4 protein-coding genes are annotated in these 1802 nt (G+C 65.5%); all 4 read left to right on the plus strand.

Going from position 1 to position 1802, the window contains the following annotated elements; all coding sequences use genetic code 11:
* Window positions 1-34 precede the first annotated feature (34 nt).
* The 4 genes from ACFWPJ_RS11555 to ACFWPJ_RS11570 all read left to right on the plus strand — a co-directional run bounded on the left by ACFWPJ_RS11555 (window position 35) and on the right by ACFWPJ_RS11570 (window position 1704).
* Entirely contained in the window at window positions 35-295 is a 261-nt protein-coding gene (locus tag ACFWPJ_RS11555) for a type II toxin-antitoxin system RelE/ParE family toxin (protein WP_378849861.1), read from the plus strand.
* Window positions 292-618: a helix-turn-helix domain-containing protein gene (locus ACFWPJ_RS11560; RefSeq protein ID WP_378849839.1), complete on the plus strand. Its 327-nt coding sequence runs from the start codon at window positions 292-294 to the stop codon at window positions 616-618. Before ACFWPJ_RS11555 ends, ACFWPJ_RS11560 begins: the two co-directional genes overlap by 4 nt.
* A 207-nt stretch (window positions 619-825) precedes the next feature.
* Window positions 826-1203 (plus strand): HEAT repeat domain-containing protein, encoded by a 378-nt coding sequence (locus ACFWPJ_RS11565; RefSeq protein ID WP_378849841.1) that lies wholly within the window; start codon window positions 826-828, stop codon window positions 1201-1203.
* A gap of 114 nt (window positions 1204-1317) precedes the next feature.
* Entirely contained in the window at window positions 1318-1704 is a 387-nt protein-coding gene (locus ACFWPJ_RS11570) for a hypothetical protein (RefSeq protein WP_378849843.1), read from the plus strand.
* The last annotated feature ends 98 nt before the right edge of the window (window positions 1705-1802 follow it).

A 1802-nucleotide genomic window follows, 5' to 3' on the forward strand; every position in this document is an offset into this window, starting at 1 on the left:
TCAGAGACAGACGGAGAGGTAGGCCATTACGGCTCTGCTCGACGAAGGCCCGGCGCTCGGTCGCCCGCTGGTCGACCGGATCAAGGGTTCCTCGGTGCACAACCTCAAGAAGCTCCGTCCAGGTTCGGCAGGTGCGACCGAGATCAGGATTCTTTTCGTATTCGATCCGGAACGAAACGCGGTCCTGCTGGTGGCCGGTGACAAGTCGGGTAACTGGAAGGCTTGGTACCGGCAGGCGATACCGGTGGCCGAGTACCGGTACGACGTGTACATGAAAGAGAAGGAGCGCTCATGAGCAGCACGCACTCCTACGACCGGGAAAGCTTTCTGTCCGAGTTCTTTCCGGACGCAGGTGATCGGGAAGAGGTAGAGGCGGGCGCCCAGCGGATGGTCGAGGTGAGCAGGGCGACGAGGCTCGCCGAGATGCGTAAGCGTTTGGGGCTGACTCAGGCGGAAGTCGCGAAGCGGATGCGGATCAGGCAGGAGCGAGTGTCCGCGATCGAGCGGGCTACGGTGACTGCGGCTGAGTTGCGCACTCTTGCGGCCTACATCGAAGCGCTCGGTGGACGCATGGAGATCATCGCGGACTTCGGCGGTGAGCGGCTGGTGGTCGGGTAGTGGCGGCGCTCGATCCTGAAACCTTCGATCTGGGTGGACCGATTCGGCGCCCGGATATTCGTGCGGCCATGGACGTGGCGCTGGGGTCAGCCGGTGAAGGCGTTTGGCCGACGGATCGCGGGCCTTCGTCGTCAGTCGACCCGGATACGATCCGGATTGACGATGGGGAGTGTCCAGGTGGAGAGGTTGGATAGGAACCTGGCCCTGATGCGGATTCGGGCGCGGCAATGGGATGTGCGATGCGCTGCGACCCGGGCGTTGGGGGGATGGTTGCCGGACCGGGAGGTGTTCTCGTCCCTGGTCGGAGCATTGAACGATGGGGACATCGCTGTGCAAATCGCTGCTGCCGAACAGTTGGTCCGATTCGGTGGAAAGGAAGGCCTCGAAGCGGTGCTGACCGAGCTAGGGCGGCGAGTTGACGATCCGGATGCCGACTACATCGCGTACCGGCTGCGGGAGTTGGAGTTGTTCGATCAGTTGCCGATCCTCGAGTCCGCGCAAGAGTTCGGTTCTGAGCTTTCCGAGGACGGTCGAGTAGGGCGCATGCAGTTGAAAGAGTTGCTCGGCGGCAGCGCGTCGACGTAGAGCGATCGCCGCACGCACGGTCGGTTGCGAAGAAGGTCGGTTTCGTGGATCGGCCTCCCGCCGTCCAGGGAAAATCGGTGGCGGTGGAGGCCGGCGGGCTGTCACGCTCTGCTGATGCGGGCCTATCGAGGCGTACTGTCGATCGGGGCGGTGCGCAATATCGTGTTGCTCGGGGCGTTGGTGCGGGTGCCGCACTTCGCCGGGGCGGTGCTGCTCGCGGTGCACGTCGTGGAGACGTTGCACGGGTCGTTTCTGCAGGCGGGGACGCTCGCGATGGTGGTGACCGTGTGTGTCGCGACGAGTGGGCCGTGGCGCGGGCGGATGGTGGATCGGTTCGGGTTGCGGGCGACCATCGCGCCCGCGATCGTGCTCGGTGCCGTGTGCTGGTCGGTCGCGCCGTTCGTCGGGTCTGCCGCTGCTGGTGCTCGCCGCGATCTCGGGGCTGTACGACATTCCGGTGTTCAGTGTGGTGCGGCTGGCGATCATCGCCCGGTGGGATGAGGCGTGCCCCGGCCCCCGCCTCTCGTGGGGCGGGGGCCGGGGCGGGGGGCCCCCCGGAAACGACAGCGAGGGGGTAGGAGGGGGCGGTATACAGAATC

This window comes from Nocardia sp. NPDC058497 (assembly GCF_042720195.1).
In the GTDB taxonomy this organism is placed as follows: Bacteria; Actinomycetota; Actinomycetes; order Mycobacteriales; family Mycobacteriaceae; genus Nocardia.

What these genes read in the sequence shown, in the direction of transcription:
- ACFWPJ_RS11560 (WP_378849839.1), top strand. Translation starts at nt 292, where the DNA reads ATGAGCAGCACGCACTCCTACGACCGGGAAAGCTTTCTGTCCGAGTTC.
- ACFWPJ_RS11570 (WP_378849843.1), top strand. Translation starts at nt 1,318, where the DNA reads ATGCGGGCCTATCGAGGCGTACTGTCGATCGGGGCGGTGCGCAATATC.
- ACFWPJ_RS11565 (WP_378849841.1), top strand. Translation starts at nt 826, where the DNA reads ATGCGGATTCGGGCGCGGCAATGGGATGTGCGATGCGCTGCGACCCGG.